We start from the raw sequence: 14,205 nt of genomic DNA on the forward strand, positions 1-14,205 counted from the left end.
CATGCCTATCCTTATCGCCATCCTTACAACTATCTTTTGACATGGTGACCTCGTGACGAAACAATCCACGAGATCTTCCTAGCCGACCAGATCAGCCCTCAGTGCGTGGTCGCCGGATGACGCTCACATTATTTCCCGGGAGTGTTCAACCCAGCCTTGAAGCCGTCCGCGAGGGCCTCTCGAAGGAGGCTGCCGACAATATCGCCACGCTCAAGAAGACTGCGATGGCGGAGGCCGCCGAGAAACGCTGCAGGTTGAGGGTTCGCTGCCGCCGATCCTGAGACCCAGTTCGATCACGGAATGATGAATGGAATGACGTGGCCGGTAACCTGGTTCTCAGGAGGGGCGGATTGCTCAACAGCAACACGTCGTTCCCCCGCATCGAATGGTGTGAGAGCCAACGAATTCGCCAGCGGTTCTGATATCCGCGCAATTTACGGACCTCGACCGACCGCATTGACAACATTTGCGGCAAAGCCAGCGCGCATTAGGGCCGTGGAGCAAGAGCCGAGCCAAATGGGCAGTGCCGTGCACGTCTTGCAGGACTTGAAAATCGGCTTGGTGTGCACCAGCGTTTGCTGCTGTCCGAAAGCAAACGCGCCCGATGTCCCGAACCCGCCAACCTGTTGCGAACACGACATTGGGCCGCAAAAGGTGCGAGCATTCCTCTGCATCGCACTGGCCCAAATCCTGCACCGCGTTGGCGGGCGAGGGCAAGATGGGAGGTGCGTTTTGAGTCTCGATCTGAGAAACGACGATGCGGTCGCCGGTCCACGGTCGGCGACCGACGTGAGCTGTCCGTTTCACACCGATAGAGCCGGCATCCAGCAGGGAGAACGGAAGACGTTGGTGCTGACCGGGGCGTCGCGCGGCATCGGTCACGCCACCGGAAAGCTGTTTTCGGAAGCGGGCTGGCGCATCATCTCTTGCGCGCGCCAACCGTTCGATGGCGGGCGCTGCCCGTGGGAGTCAGGGGCCGACAACCATGTCCAGGTCGACCTCAGCAACCATCGGATGCTGCCGCGCGCCATCGCCGAGGTCAAGGAGCGCCTCGCGGGCGCGCCATTGCACGCATTGATCAACAATGCCGGAATTTCGCCGAAGACGCCGAACGGTGCACGACTGACGTCCTTGACGACGTCAGTCGAAACCTGGATGAGGGTGTTCCACCTCAATCTGGTGGCGCCGATCCTGCTCGCGCAAGGCCTGTTTGAGGAGTTGAGAGCAGCGTCGGGATCAATTGTCAACGTGACCTCAATCGCAGGCTCGCGGGTGCACCCGTTTGCCGGCAGCGCCTACGCGACATCGAAAGCTGCGCTCGCGTGTCTCACGCGCGAAAAGGCGCACGACTATGCACCGCATGGCATTCGCGTGAACGCGATCGCGCCCGGCGAGATCAAAACAGACATTTTGTCGCCGAACACGGAAGCGCGTCTTGTGCCAAATATTCCGCTGCGCCGGGTGGGCACACCGGAAGAAGTCGCGAAGGTCATCTTCTTCCTATGCTCGGATGCGGCAAGCTATGTCACGGGCACCGAGGTGCCGATCGATGGTGGCCAACACCTGTGATCGACCCCCTACCTGCAACAAAAAATCGCAGCTGATTTGAGTTACATCAATGGAACTCGTGTTTCCACGGAATCCGCGCGACGAGTTCGGAAGAGCAGAGAATAAGCAAATCAAAGCATTGTAAGTTTACCGTCATGCCACGATGAAGGCGCTGTAAGTTTTACCATCGTGCCATAATAAGGGGTTATCTCTTGCGGTCATTCCCTGTAGGGCGAGATCGAGGATGACATGCAACACAATATTCGCAAATCCGAACAGAGCGACAGGGAGGATGGTCATGACAACGGAGACGTCGTCATGCTGCATATCCCTTCCGTACGCGAAAGGCTTAACTCAAACTCCGAGACGGACCACACGGTCCCTATTGTGCCGTCGTATGAGAGCGCGATTATCGGGATCTTCGAAATATCGAAAGTACTCACCGCGCCCTGCCGGCTCGAAGTCACGCTGGCCAACGTTGTTGATCTTCTGCAATCGTTTGTACAGATGCGGCACGGTATCGTCTCTCTATTCCACGATGATGGCGTGCCGGACATTACCGTGGGCGCCGGCTGGAGCGAAGGCAGCGACGAGCGCTACCGGATGCGCCTGCCGCAGAAGGCACTGCAGGAGATCGTGACGTCGGACATGCCGCTCGTCGCCGAAAACGTAGCGGTGCATTCGGCCTTCAGTGCTGCGGACATGGAGGTACTCGGGGCCTCCGACGAGATGCCAGTGTCGTTCCTCGGCGTTCCCATCCGCATCGATGCGAATGTCGTCGGCACGCTGACGATCGACCGAATGCTGGACGAGGCCTCGAGCGTCCGGCTCGACTACGACGCACGGCTGCTCACCATGATCGCCAACCTTGTAGGGCAGACGGTGAAGCTGCATCGGCTGTTCGCGTGTGACCGCGAGCGACTGATGGTGGAGAAGGACCGCCTGCAAAAGCAATTGTGTGAGCTCAAGCAGCCTTCACGGGAGCGCAAGAAGGTCCATGTCGAGGGGATCATCGGGGACAGCCCGGCGCTGCGGGCGCTGCTCGAGAAGATCGCGGTGGTGGCCAAATCAAACAGCACGGTGCTGTTGCGCGGCGAGTCCGGTACCGGAAAAGAGCTGGTCGCCAAGGCGATTCACGAGCGGTCGGCGCGCGCCAAGCGTCCGCTCATAAAACTCAACTGCGCGGCGCTGCCTGAAACGGTACTGGAATCCGAATTGTTCGGTCACGAGAAGGGTGCCTTTACCAGCGCGTTCAGCTCCCGCAAGGGCCGCTTCGAGCTCGCCGACAAGGGGACGCTATTTCTGGACGAGATCGGCGAGATTTCGGCTTCGTTCCAGGCAAAGCTACTGCGCGTCCTGCAGGAGCAGGAATTCGAGCGCGTCGGCGGCAACCAGACCGTTAAGGTCGATGTTCGCGTGATTGCCGCCACCAATAAGAACCTGGAAGAGGCGGTGGCAAGCAACGAGTTCCGCGCCGACCTCTATTATCGGATCAGCGTGGTTCCCTTGCTGCTGCCGCCGTTGCGCGAAAGGCGCGGTGATATTCCGCTCCTCGCCACCGAGTTCCTCAGAAATTTCAACAGCGAGAACGGCCGTACGCTCGACTTCGATAGCAGTGCGATTGAAGTACTGATGAACTGCGGTTTTCCCGGAAATGTGCGCGAGCTTGAGAATTGCGTGCAGCGGACCGCGACCCTTGCACCTGGACCATCGATCGTAAGAGACGACTTTGCCTGCTGCCACGGCCAGTGCCTTTCCGCGATGCTGTGGAAAACCGGATCGGACGAGGTGGCGCTGCAGCCGCGGCCGATCGTATCAGTGCCGATTATGCCCGCCATGCCGCCGGCTGAGGCGGCTATGCCGGTCCCGCCTTTCGGCGGCGACCTGGCTCCGTTGGCACCAGCCGGCGCATCCCTCGTAGGTGGTGCGAAGATCACAGATCGCGAGCGTGTCATCGCGGCCATGGAAAGGTCCGGCTGGGTGCAGGCGAAGGCGGCGCGCCTGCTTGGGCTGACACCGCGCCAGATTGGCTACGCCTTGAGGAAATACGGTGTCGAGATCAAGCGTTTCTGAAAGGATTTGGCGCGCGTCGGGGCCGTGACCATCGGCGGCGCGGGCGCTGCCATCGCCACTGCCTGGGTAATGTCGCAATCGACCATCAGCTCACGCCGGATTTCAGTCGGCGAGATCATCGTCTGCTGGTTGACCGCGTTCAATTCTAAGCCCGCGTCCGCTCATGTGGAGCAACCGCCGCGCGCTGCGGGACTACGAAGGTATCGCCGTGTGCCTCGTGGCCGCAGGCGCCGCAAGCTCGTTGCGACGCGGCGCTTGCTCCTGGTGATGCGAAGCCTCGTCGGTTGCAAATGAGCTCAAGGCTTAGGCTTCCTCATGAGCGCAGCGGGTGCTGCGGTTTCCCGAGGAAGCGAATCCGTTTTGGGCCACCCGCTTTGACCCAGATCAACGATAAATTAAGCCGCGCGAGCCGAGCTGTCGTAGTCAGGACCAATGTCGCAATTCCGTCGCCGGCAAACGTCAGGCTAGGGTGAGATGACGTTTCCAAAAAGCATTGTATCGCTGCTGATTTTGAAATTCGCGCAGTGGTACGAAACTTGCTGTTCTCTTCGCCAGCCATTGCAATGTCTGGAGAAACATATGCACAACGTCGTCTGCATCAAGCAGGTTCCCGACTCGGCGCAAATCCGCGTGCACCCCGTGACTAACACGATCATGCGTCAGGGCGTGCCGACCATCATCAATCCATACGACCTCTTCGCGCTCGAGGCCGCGCTGGAGCTGCGCGATAAATTCGGCGGCGAGATCACCGTCCTTACGATGGGGCCGCCGTCGGCCGAGGACTCGTTACGCAAAGCGCTCACCTTTGGCGCCGATCGCGCCGTACTGCTCACCGATCGCTGCTTCGCGGGCGCCGATACGCTGGCGACGAGTTACGCACTTGCGACCGCCATCCGCAAAATCGGCAAGGAATATGGCCCGCCGGACCTCATCTTCACCGGTAAGCAGACCATCGACGGTGACACCGCCCAAGTTGGGCCCGGCGTCGCGAAGCGGCTAGGTGTGCTGCAGCTCACCTACGTCGCCAAGATCAGTGCCTTGGATCTTGCCGCACGCACAGTTGAAGCGGAACGGCGCTCCGAAGGCGGCGTGCAGGTGCTCCGCACCCGGCTGCCGTGTCTCATCACCATGCTGGAGGCAACCAACCAGATTCGCCGCGGCGCCATGGCGGATGCGTTGCGTGCCGCCCGGGCGCCGATCGTGAAGTGGAACGCGCAGCAGGCCGGCGTCGAGGACATCTCCAAATGCGGTCTCAAGGGCTCGCCGACCGTCGTTAAGCGTGTATTCGCGCCGTCCGCGCGCGCTGAGAAGGCGGTGCTGGTAGAAGCCGCCGAGCAGCCGGCGCAAGCATTGATCGACGCGATCTTCAAGCACCAGCCCAAGCTTGAGACCGATCTTGCGGCGCTGGCCCGCGATGCCTGATCCGAAGAGTCTTGATGATGAGCGATCTGACAGGAGCTCGCGCGTCTCCTGAAGGGCGCGCCGGCAAGAAGGCGCTCGCGGTGAATTTCAACGCAGTATGTCTGGGTCTTTATCGAACAGGAGCGCGGCCAGTGCAATCAGTCTCCTTGGAGCTGAAGCTGAAAGTTGATCTCGCGGAGGTCGTGATCGGTCCGGAGACAAAGGCGACGCGCAGCGCCCGCGGTCGAACTCTGCCACGGCGCCGACCTTCTATCTGGTTGCCGACAACATGCTTGCAGATTGCCGCAACGTGTCCGACACCAAGGCCTTGACCGGCCTTCAACACCTCCGAGCCGGAGATCCTGTTGTTGGGAAGCACGATCTTGGGTCGTGATCTCGCCGCCTCCGCCGTCGCCCTATGCAGGCGACCGCGTTGCAAGCGAGGGTAGGTTTGAGAACATGCGCCACTGAACAAAGGAGAGGCCCATGATCGAAGAGAGGTTCGATGCGATCGTTGTTGGCGCCGGAATGGCCGGCAACGCGGCCGCGCTGAGCATGGCCAAGCGCGGCATGAAGGTGCTGCAGCTCGAGCGCGGCGAATATTCCGGATCAAAGAACGTGCAGGGGGCAGTCCTCGATGCGGACATCTTGGAGCAGCTGACGCCAGATTTCCGCGAGAATGCCCCCCTCGAGCGCCGCCTTGTCGAGCAGCGCTTTTGGATAATGGAGAGCCGTTCCCATATCGGGCTGCGCTACCGCTTCAACGATTGCAATCACCAGCGACCGAACCGGTACATCGTCATCCGCCCCGAATTCGACAAATGGTTCTCCTGCAAGGTGAAGGAGGCCGGCGCCACCCTCTTGTGCCAGACTACCGTTACCGAGCTGGCGCAGAACCGCCGTGGCCGCGTCATTGGTGTGCGTACTGACCGACAGGACGGCATAATCCACTCCGACGTAGTGGTGCTCGCCGAGGGCGTCAATGGCTTGCTCGGGACGTGTGCGGGCTTGCGCGAGCGGCCGACGCCCGACCAGGTTGCGCTGGAGGTCGAGGAAATGCACCTTTTGCCGCGCGAGACCATCGAAAACCGCTTCAATCTCAAGCGCGACGAAGGGGTCGTGATCGAGGCCGCCGGCACCATCTCGCGCGGGATGACCGGCATGGGTTTCATCTATGCGAACAAGGAGTGCATCTCACTCGGCATCGGCTGCCTCGTCTCCGATCTCCAGCGAACGGGCGAAACGCCTTACGGGCTGCTCGACCGCTTCAAGCGTCATCCGTCGGTGGTGCCACTAATCGACGGCTCAGAGCTCAAGGAATATTCCGCGCACCTCATCCCGAAAAGCGGCTACAACACCATACCCCAGCTCTACGGCGATGGCTGGGTGGTAATCGGCGATGCCGCCGAACTCGACAGCACCAGCTATCGCGGGCGTTTGAACGTTGCGATGATCTCTGGGAAAATTGCCCCGGAGGCGATCTTCCGTGTGAAGTCGCGCGGCGGCCGCTGCACGTCGAATAGCTTATCATTGTACAAGAAGATGCTGAATGAGTCGTATGAGGATTTAAAAAAGAAGGATATGCCGGCGCTGATGCACACCCAGCCGGACAACTTTCTCCTCACCTATCCGCAGCTCGTCTCCAAAGCGATCCAGAACTTCGCTCGCATTGCCGGCAGGCCAGTGGCGGGGGAGAAGGACGCGGACTCAAAATCCTCTGGCGATGTGTGGTCATGGACCGGACTCTTCGGTGATGGGTTCCGCTTCCCGCGCGCCTGGCGTTGAAAGAGTATGAGGGTTCAGACTCGATTGATCCAATAGGCGACGATGGCCGCGAGGTAGACGGCAGCATTAGAAGTTCCTGGCGAGTTTGTCGTAGCGAATTGCAACACGCCTGAAATCCTTCTGCCGGCGGAAACAGCGCCTATAACGTTGCGCTTTTTGTCGACGCGTTTGCTGAATCTGTGGAGGATCACCCTGTTGGATTTTGTTTGGAATGACGGGCTTCGCGCCGCGATTGACGATTTCGGCGCGAAAGCCGTCGCCATCGTAGCCTTTGTCCCCAATGAGGGTAGACATGGGAGGTGCGAGTGTCAAAACGGCCGGCCCTGCGGAGACCGTTGGTGCGTACGGGATGAATGTTTGTGACACTGTGAGTTTCCTCCCCGTCTGAGATGGCCGGTTGCGGAAAACCCTCACGCCAGCCTCGCTGTAATTTCGGGCCGGGAATCTGCCGTCATAGACAGTTCCGACCAACCCGTAAGTGCCCTATCTTTTCGGCATATTTTCGGCGACTGCTGTACGGTTGCACAAATTTTCAGGATTTGTCGTTCAGCGAAGCCAATCGCAGATTAAGCGGAACTGTGTTCGATCTTCTGCGACAGCGCCCATCCACCGTCAGCGAAATGTTCAGGGCAGCACCGGTAGGGAAGGAGAAAAGAATCGAAAGCAACATTTGCGGCACCTTGCCGGGTCAGGAACAACCGCCGACTGCCGAAATCGCGACGGTCATCGAAGTCTGCAGCACACCAGTTTTTCGGGTGCTGTTACTATGTCATCCGTTGTCCTCAGAGAAGCGCGAGATGAGGTAAGGTGAGTTCACCTTTGCCTTCGGCAACAGAGGTGTGTAATTTTTGCGCGGCGGCAGTCAGAACCGGCACTGCTATTGCGGTTTCGCCTGCTAACCGCACGGCGCAATCAATATCCTTTGCGGCATTGGTAATGGATATCGCCAAAACATCCGGTCTTTCGCCCAACATAAAGGCTGCGAAATTCTGGAATATTCCGCTGTTGGTCGCGCCGCGACTGACTAACGAGCGTAAGGTTGCAAGATCAACGCCAAGGCCATCGGCAAACCGGCAAGTTTCAGCAGTTACCGCCGCTATGCCCATCGTCATGCCGTTATAGACCAGCTGGAGCTTATGGCCTTGCCCGACATCGCCGACAGGGACGATGTTCTCGCAAAACGCAGCAAGAATACCGGCAGCGATACGGAAACTTTTCCCATCCGATCCAACAACGGCGTTGAGACGTCCTTGCTCTGCATGTTCAGGGCTTCGCGTTACGGGGGCATCTATAAAGGCTAAGCGATGCTTTTGGGCCTGTTCGGCCAAAACGAGCGTTGAAGCAGGATGAGACGTTGTGCAGTCAAGTATCAGACTCTGTCGGGGTAAATGCGCGAACAATCCGTGTTGCCCAAGACAGACTGCCTCAACCTCGCGGCTTGAAGGCAAGGACAAAACGACGACATTTACATGCCTGGCCAATTCAGCAATGGAAGCACGTTCACAAGCGCCCATGCCGATTAAACGTTCCGCACCCCTACGGTTCTTGTTGGCTTTGATATGCAATTCGGCGCCATGACGCAAAAGACTGATCCCTATGCCGGTTCCCATGCGTCCTGCGCCGATCAGGCCGATCTTTTGTCGCGCTGGCATAGGCGTTGCGGTCGATAATGGATTTTCAGTCATGCTCTCGCTCACTATGCATTTCGAAAAAAGCCGGTTTCTTGCAGAACGCGCAGCCGCTTATGATGGTTATCAATGAGGTAGTCCGGCTGCGCCGCATGCAAACGCGACTCGGACACCAACCCGCCGGTAATGGCTACGCTGATCAAGCCAAGATTGCGTGCAATATCCGTTTCGACCGGCATGTCCCCGATGAAGACGGTTGACCCAGGGTTCAGATTGTGTGTTTGCATGTACAGCTGAAGCCGTTCGCCTTTGCTCATGCTTTTGTATTGAGTAGCGCGGCTTTCAAAGGCCAGAACCTCATCGACGCAATCGTCGATTCCAAGCCGTCGCAATTGGGTACGGAGGGGTTCGACTATATGGTTGCTCAGAATGATGGTGGAAACGGCCTGTTGACGCGCCGTTTCCAAAATGCGGCGGGCGCCGTCGCGCAGATCGGCTTTGCTCGCCAGCGGCTCGTAGGTGTCGTGAAAAATAGCGCTGCCATCGCTATCCACTGTTTCGACTTCGCGTTCCGACATTCCGAGATTGCGGTAAAGGACGGAAAGTGGAACGTCGCACTGGTCCAAAAAAGTTTGCATGTCGATGGCAGCGCGGCCGAACCGGCTCAGAATGGCGTTCGTCGTTTGCAGCAAGGCATCGGCATCGTCGAGCAGAGTGCCGTTCCAATCGAATACAAGAGCCGGCTTCATCGTGACGTCAGGCAGCGGATACTTTTGTGAAGGCGAGATCGGCGACCAATCTATTCAAGTTTTCGTTCGCGCGTTTTTGCCCCGCAGGAGTTGGCATCTCGACCGTAAACGGAGATAGATCGATTCCATCATGCCCCTGCGGCAGCAAGGATACGAGAGAATGAAAGGGCAGATAAGTGACGCTGGCAGCATTGATGGACAAAGCAATGTGCCTTTCGATCACCGTGAGCGTTTGCGACTCGATTTTATGGAAACGCAGACTGTTCTGTCGCGCTTCGGGTGGCAATGTTTTCCAGACTTTCCAGAACGCCAACTCATCAATCGTGTCGATACCCATGCCGTAGTAATTTGGCGCTACGATGGGCGGAGAACCGATTGCCCAATGCACAGCCTTGGCCCCGGCGGCAAGGAGCATTTCCGTCACTGCCCGGCTTGTATCGCCGCGAATGAGCGCCTCATCGGCTATAATTATGGTTCGGCCTGTAACGTCTTTGCTTGCGACCCGGTACTTTTGCGCGATAAGCGATTTGCGTTCGCCAGCGATGCCTATGAGCGTGCGCTCCGAACAGCATGTTGCGATCACTTCGTGCCTTTGAACGAGGGCACCCTGTTGTTCGGCCAGAGATGCGAATAGAACATCGGCATACGGCTTTCCCGTACGCGGCATGGAAGAAACGATGATGGGGGCGGAGCCCGTTTCGACCACTAAAGTCGGCGAGATAATTCGACCCAGGGTAACGCCTATATTGTGACGGGTGCTCAGATGAGAGTGGCCTCGTATCGACGTTTTCGTATTTCCTAGATAGAGCGTCTCATAGGCGCAAAGCTTTGGGCTGTGTCCAGCACGGCCAACAAAGCGAGTGATGCAATCTCCCGTTTGTCCGTCCACATACTTGATGTGACTTGGCAATATCTCGTCCGCTTGGCCTTGTAGTCCGGAGAAAGCGCAATTTTCGGAGGCAAAGAGTACAAAACCGTCTTCGGTTTTCATGAATTCCAAAGGCCGCAAATCACTACGATTGCGGAAAGCAGTTAGATTACCTTGACCATCCAATAAAAGTGCGATGATGGCCCCATCAATACGGACATCAATGTCACGAAAGACTTTCTCGTAATCAACCGGCAAAGCGTGCTGCCAATAGTCTTTTTGACAAATGCGCTCAATAAGCTTGAGCGGAAGCTCTGCATCCGTTCTGCTGCCAAACCGATAGCCTTGGGCAAGCAGTTCTTCCTTAAGTTCATCAGCGTTGGCCAAAGCGCCGTTCAAACAAACGGTCAAGTGGCGATGGCCGGCTTTATGGTTGTCAAGGGGCTGGACGTCGCCGTCACTGTTCTCCCGGGAAGATGGAGTACGAATATGTGCTATCGCTACATGTGGCCTGAAATTCGCACCCTGTTCATCATAATCAATCGTTGCGAAGTCGCGTGGTGGCCGACATGACTTTGTATATTGAAAACCTTTTGCATGCATGAACGCGGCAACGCCGAACCCCGCCTGTCCACGGTTTTCAAGCTTCGGAACCATGTGCTTGAGCCGATCGTAAACCGTCTTTTGTGAACGGCTTGGCAACAGAAAAGCGCCTGCAATACCGGACATGCTTCTCTCCTTTGGACAACGACTGTTACCGTGTCATCGTTTGACGCTGCGTGTTGTTGTGTTCAACCGTGTCCGGTTGAAGACATCCATGTCCGGAGCCAGACACCAAGGCGGAAGGAATCCGGCGGCTCGGCGCGAAGCACATGGTCTTGCCCTTCATCAAGCAAGGCTCGTACCAGGGCTTTGTCGGCGCGCCTGAAGCTGCCTCTCACGACGCTGTCTCAGTCGCGGCAGGTTCGTCATGCAAATAGTCGCGACAATCTAGCTTTCGTAGGCAGGGGAAAGGCGAGAGTTATCCAGCATTCGCCGGCTTAGGAGCCGCAGTCTTGGCTTACGTCATGGTTGGTGCACTGCGCGCGGTGCATGCGAGTCGAATGCGGCGAACAGTATCAGGAACGATATGTGTGGGATCGAAAAGAACTGCACCGAATATGAAGGTAAATTCGAATGGACCCGAAGCGGCGGGCCCGGTACTGGTTGAATAGCGTGTGTAGAGGAGTTTCAGCTTATGCAGCAGAGGTGTGCGCAGCTGGGCTGCAGATGTGCTCAGCGGTGCACCTTCGCTGCAGGAATCCTATTATCGTTCAGAAGGCTCGGGTGATACGATCGCACACTGGGAAGCTTGACCAACCCGATGCTCAACATGCGAACAACTCCGGAGCTGGCGCCGCCGAGACGGGGCCGGCGTGGGAAAAGGGCGAGGGCTGACGCTGCCGAGTGATCCGGCGAACGCGAACATTCAACCATAGCAGCATCCAAGCCTTCGCCATGCGCGGGCGCTCCAATCGTGATGCCATAGCCGACCGAACGGCGAACCGCGGCGCGGCATTTCATCTTCGAGATGAGCGATCGGCACGAATCGTATCTGGTCCTCAACAACCTCCGCCTCCCGGTGCCCACCCTCGTCGAGCGGCAGCCCGACGATGAACGTCTTTGTGAGATTCCAGCCGCCATTCTTGATATCGTACAACCGAGGAGCACGTTTGTTCTCAGCGGCAAGTTCTTATCGATCCGGTACATAAGCCGACTATCGAAAAATGAGATCTAGACTCGACGCCTTGGTACGACGGCTTACTGGCGCCAGATAAAGTGGGGAAGGAGCCGTATAACTGCACGAGATCAAAATTAAGACCGGAATTGTGCAACATGAACCGACAGGTTGCGACGTAGCCTGCAACTTCAGCCCCGGTGTGGCTCGCTCTGCTTGCTGATCCGCGTTTATTCTCCCCTTCTGCGGAAATGCCCGAAGTGTCCGACGTTACTCAATCTTACCCAACCTCGGTTGGAAAGCCCGCTTAAGACGAGAATAAATTACAGGTAGCCTGCTCGGCACTGCGGCCCTGGAAGAGGAGGGCGCGTGGGCTTACGGGCCAAAGAGCCCATTGGAGGGAAGCATGCCAAGGAAGCTCGCTGCTTTTTGCGGCCATTTGGCGAATTTTGCCAGAGGCGCTCTTATTTGCTCGACGCTTCTGACCGGAGCGGCCATTCCCCTTCAGCAAGCCAAAGCAGACGACGTCAACTGGAGGCAGTTCGAAGGTAGTTCGATCGTCTGGGCATACGACATTCATCCCTATGCTGACGCCGTCGCGGCTCAATTGCCGGAGTTCGAAAAGCTAACCGGTATCAAGGTGACGCCTGAGCTTTATCCGGACGACGCTTATTGGAATAAGCTAACGATCCAACTGAGCACAAAATCTCCGACTTGGGAAGTCGTGGGGACGGGGGTTCAGCTAGCCTGGGATCTTGCGCCAGGCCAGTTGCTCGAGCCGCTCGATCGGTATCTGACCGATCCGAAACTCACCGCATCAAACTATGACTACAAGGATTTCTTTCCCGCGCTGCGGGATGCGCTAACCTGGAAGGTGACAGATGGGCAGATCGAAGCGGGAAGCGGTCGGGTGTGGGCCGTTCCGCACGGCTTCGAGAACATCCAGCTATTCTACCGTAAGGACATCCTCGACAAATTCGGCATCAAGGTGCCGACGACTCCGCCGGAGATGTCCGCCGCATGCGCAAAGCTAAAAGCTGCGGATCCCGCACTCACGCCGTTGGGCGTACGCTTTTGGAGCAGCATCCACACGGCTGCGATCTCGATTGCCAAATCTTACGGAGTGCATGATTTCGTCATTAAGGACGGCAAGCTGGACACGGGTCTCGACTCACCTGAGTCAATCGCCTTCCACAAGGACTATGTGGACATGATCAAGAAGTGCGCGGGTCCGTCCTTTGCTAACGACAACTGGTATCAAGTGGTCGATGGCATCAACTCAGGACGCACGGCGATGGCAATCGATTCCAACATGGTTGGCTTTTGGAACGACGTGGCCGGCAAGCCGGCCTCGGGTAAGATCGCATTCGCACCCCCCTTGCGCGCTCAAAACGGCAAAGACTTCGAATCCAACATCTGGATATGGTCGCTAGCGATGAACGCCGCTTCCAAGAAGAAGGGAGCAGCCTAGCTGTTCATCCAATGGGCAACCTCAAAGCAGGTTGATCTGAACGGCGCTGTTGCCGGCAAGCTCGTCAACTCCGCGCGCGGATCGACGTGGGCCGAAAAGACCTGGGTCGAATATGCAGCAAAGCCGGAGTTCAACAACTTCCTCGACACGTTTAAGAAAGTACAAGACAGGGCGGCATTGGCCTTCAACCTCAGCTGTTTTAGGCTCCGTGAAATCCGAACAGCCATCGGCGATCGCGCTCCCGACGCGCCTTGAACCGATCCAGACATTTCCTGGAGCACAGCGCAGTGCGCCACGAGTAATATCGGATCAGGCCAAACTTCCCGCCGCAGACGGCGCAGCACTTCGCTGCAGGTTGGTGAGAGCATTGGGAGCTATCGCCCATCTTTATCTCCTGTAGGTCTCGCGTCGGTGATAGCTTCCCGGGATTTCTGGTTCGCGGTCGCACCGCGCGCACAAATGAAGTGCGGCTGCGGGGTCATTGTGATCCGCGCGGTCATGCGGAAAATAGGGCAGCGGAAGCAGCGCTTCAGTCTCATATGCAGCCTCCCAGGGCAAAACAGCGGCTTCTTCTCTGTCGCGCGCGTTCCACGTGCGGACCGCTGGGATCGTCGCGATTGCGTCGATCTTCCCTGTAATCGCCGGGCAATCGACTTTTGCTGATTGGCCCAAGGCTAGGTCCATCGCAACTGAACGCTCAATTGTACGGGGGTAGGCGAGCGCCATGACAAGGGATGGAAGTGCCATACGAAGGTTTGTAGCTGCTCTCCCTTGCGCCATCGGCATTTGCGCCCCGCTCTTCGCGACGAGACGGCGTATTGACGGGGGGCTGCGCGGTGACCGCGCGTCCATCGTCCGGAGCCGGGTGCGCGTCGATCAGCGAACAGGCGCAGATTAGCAAACCTGTGACAGACGGGCGCCGGTCGCCAACTGAATTGCCCAAATTGCTCTACCTCGGGGCGTCA

10 protein-coding genes and 1 pseudogene are annotated in these 14,205 nt (G+C 57.8%); 5 read left to right on the top strand and 6 right to left on the bottom strand.

Annotation, left to right across the window (positions count from 1 at the left end):
- Nucleotides 1–732: 732 nt before the first annotated feature.
- The gene (locus tag ACZIRK_RS38430; protein WP_028168866.1) at nucleotides 733–1,569 is read left to right on the top strand and encodes an SDR family NAD(P)-dependent oxidoreductase; all 837 of its coding nucleotides are present in this window, start codon (nucleotides 733–735) and stop codon (nucleotides 1,567–1,569) included.
- A gap of 132 nt (nucleotides 1,570–1,701) precedes the next feature.
- Here the strand turns inward: ACZIRK_RS38430 and ACZIRK_RS38435 are convergent, their stop codons facing one another.
- On the bottom strand, nucleotides 1,702–1,875 hold the full coding sequence (locus ACZIRK_RS38435) for a hypothetical protein (protein WP_165435427.1): 174 nt from the start codon (nucleotides 1,873–1,875) through the stop codon (nucleotides 1,702–1,704).
- On the opposite strand from ACZIRK_RS38435, the gene nifA reads away from it, so the two are divergent.
- Nucleotides 1,867–3,621 carry a nif-specific transcriptional activator NifA gene (gene nifA / locus ACZIRK_RS38440; protein ID WP_245474930.1) on the top strand — a complete coding sequence of 585 codons (1,755 nt, stop codon included), beginning with the start codon at nucleotides 1,867–1,869 and terminating at the stop codon, nucleotides 3,619–3,621. The two genes, ACZIRK_RS38435 and nifA, sit on opposite strands and share 9 nt — an antisense overlap.
- Here the strand turns inward: nifA and ACZIRK_RS38445 are convergent.
- Nucleotides 3,579–3,764 (bottom strand): hypothetical protein, encoded by a 186-nt coding sequence (locus ACZIRK_RS38445; RefSeq protein WP_130228489.1) that lies wholly within the window; start codon nucleotides 3,762–3,764, stop codon nucleotides 3,579–3,581. The two genes, nifA and ACZIRK_RS38445, sit on opposite strands and share 43 nt — an antisense overlap.
- 436 nt (nucleotides 3,765–4,200) lie before the next feature.
- Between ACZIRK_RS38445 and ACZIRK_RS38450 the strand changes: the two genes are divergently transcribed.
- Both ACZIRK_RS38450 and ACZIRK_RS38455 read left to right on the top strand, forming a co-directional pair.
- Entirely contained in the window at nucleotides 4,201–5,043 is an 843-nt protein-coding gene (locus tag ACZIRK_RS38450) for an electron transfer flavoprotein subunit beta/FixA family protein (RefSeq protein ID WP_028168869.1), read from the top strand.
- A gap of 465 nt (nucleotides 5,044–5,508) precedes the next feature.
- On the top strand, nucleotides 5,509–6,807 hold the full coding sequence (locus tag ACZIRK_RS38455) for an FAD-dependent oxidoreductase (protein WP_130228488.1): 1,299 nt from the start codon (nucleotides 5,509–5,511) through the stop codon (nucleotides 6,805–6,807).
- 14 nt (nucleotides 6,808–6,821) lie between these two features.
- Here ACZIRK_RS38455 and ACZIRK_RS38460 read toward each other — a convergent pair.
- The 4 genes and pseudogenes from ACZIRK_RS38460 to ACZIRK_RS38475 form a co-directional block, all read right to left on the bottom strand.
- A pseudogene (locus ACZIRK_RS38460) lies at nucleotides 6,822–7,140 on the bottom strand (transposase); the annotation flags it as partial.
- Nucleotides 7,141–7,589: 449 nt separating this feature from the next.
- A complete protein-coding gene (locus tag ACZIRK_RS38465; protein WP_130228487.1) occupies nucleotides 7,590–8,492 on the bottom strand; it encodes an NAD(P)-dependent oxidoreductase in 903 nt (300 codons plus the stop codon).
- Between the two features lie 11 nt (nucleotides 8,493–8,503).
- Complete coding sequence (locus tag ACZIRK_RS38470) at nucleotides 8,504–9,184, bottom strand: HAD family hydrolase (protein ID WP_130228486.1); 681 nt, start codon at nucleotides 9,182–9,184, stop codon at nucleotides 8,504–8,506.
- Nucleotides 9,185–9,191: 7 nt separating this feature from the next.
- Nucleotides 9,192–10,781, bottom strand: coding sequence for an amidophosphoribosyltransferase (locus tag ACZIRK_RS38475; RefSeq protein ID WP_245474929.1), 1,590 nt, complete (start codon nucleotides 10,779–10,781; stop codon nucleotides 9,192–9,194).
- A gap of 1,394 nt (nucleotides 10,782–12,175) precedes the next feature.
- Here ACZIRK_RS38475 and ACZIRK_RS38480 point away from each other — a divergent pair.
- Nucleotides 12,176–13,240, top strand: a complete 1,065-nt coding sequence (locus ACZIRK_RS38480; RefSeq protein ID WP_245474928.1) for an ABC transporter substrate-binding protein — start codon at nucleotides 12,176–12,178, stop codon at nucleotides 13,238–13,240.
- Nucleotides 13,241–14,205: the final 965 nt, after the last annotated feature.

Source organism: Bradyrhizobium sp. Leo114 (assembly GCF_055229415.2).

What these genes read in the sequence shown, in the direction of transcription:
- nifA (WP_245474930.1), top strand. Translation starts at nt 1,867, where the DNA reads ATGCTGCATATCCCTTCCGTACGCGAAAGGCTTAACTCAAACTCCGAG.
- ACZIRK_RS38435 (WP_165435427.1), bottom strand. Translation starts at nt 1,875, where the DNA reads ATGCAGCATGACGACGTCTCCGTTGTCATGACCATCCTCCCTGTCGCT.
- ACZIRK_RS38450 (WP_028168869.1), top strand. Translation starts at nt 4,201, where the DNA reads ATGCACAACGTCGTCTGCATCAAGCAGGTTCCCGACTCGGCGCAAATC.
- ACZIRK_RS38455 (WP_130228488.1), top strand. Translation starts at nt 5,509, where the DNA reads ATGATCGAAGAGAGGTTCGATGCGATCGTTGTTGGCGCCGGAATGGCC.
- ACZIRK_RS38465 (WP_130228487.1), bottom strand. Translation starts at nt 8,492, where the DNA reads ATGACTGAAAATCCATTATCGACCGCAACGCCTATGCCAGCGCGACAA.
- ACZIRK_RS38470 (WP_130228486.1), bottom strand. Translation starts at nt 9,184, where the DNA reads ATGAAGCCGGCTCTTGTATTCGATTGGAACGGCACTCTGCTCGACGAT.
- ACZIRK_RS38475 (WP_245474929.1), bottom strand. Translation starts at nt 10,781, where the DNA reads ATGTCCGGTATTGCAGGCGCTTTTCTGTTGCCAAGCCGTTCACAAAAG.
- ACZIRK_RS38480 (WP_245474928.1), top strand. Translation starts at nt 12,176, where the DNA reads ATGCCAAGGAAGCTCGCTGCTTTTTGCGGCCATTTGGCGAATTTTGCC.